Annotated in this window: 1 pseudogene; it reads left to right on the top strand. The window is 73.2% G+C overall.

What is annotated here, in order from left to right:
• Window positions 1-169 precede the first annotated feature (169 nt).
• A pseudogene (locus AC5RWQ_RS30350) lies at window positions 170-503 on the top strand (hypothetical protein); the annotation flags it as partial.

The raw sequence follows: 503 nt of genomic DNA, 5'->3' as shown, positions 1-503 counted from the left end.
GACCGGTCTCCCGGCGGCGCCGCGGGGCGCGTGCCGTCCGGCGTGCTGCCCGGCCGTACCCCTGCGCGCTTCCGGGCACCACCACCCGCCGCCACCCGCCCGCCTGCGCGGCCGAACTGCACCCTTGTGGGTGACGGGTGACGGATCAACCCTGACATAGCGTGCATTCATGCTCGACCAGCGCGGACGACCGCAAACCTCCCGCCAGCTCGCCTTGGCGTTGCCCGTCCCGGTGCGGGCGGCCCGCGCGCTGGTCCTGGCGGCCGTCTTCGTCTGTGCCGCCTGCGGGCTGATCTACGAACTCGAACTCGTCGCCCTCGCCTCGTACCTGGTCGGCGACTCGGTCACCCAGGCGTCGGTGGTGCTGTCGGTGATGGTCTTCGCGATGGGCTGCGGCTCGCTGCTGGCAAAACGGTTGCGCAGCCGCGCCGCCGCCGCGTTCGTCGCCGTCGAGTCCGCGCTCGCGCTCGTCGGCGGGCTGTCGGTGATGACGCTCTACGCGG

This window comes from Micromonospora sp. BS32, from assembly GCF_059089345.1.
Note: the sequence above shows the minus strand (reverse complement) of the source record. Positions and strands in the feature narration are given on the sequence as shown.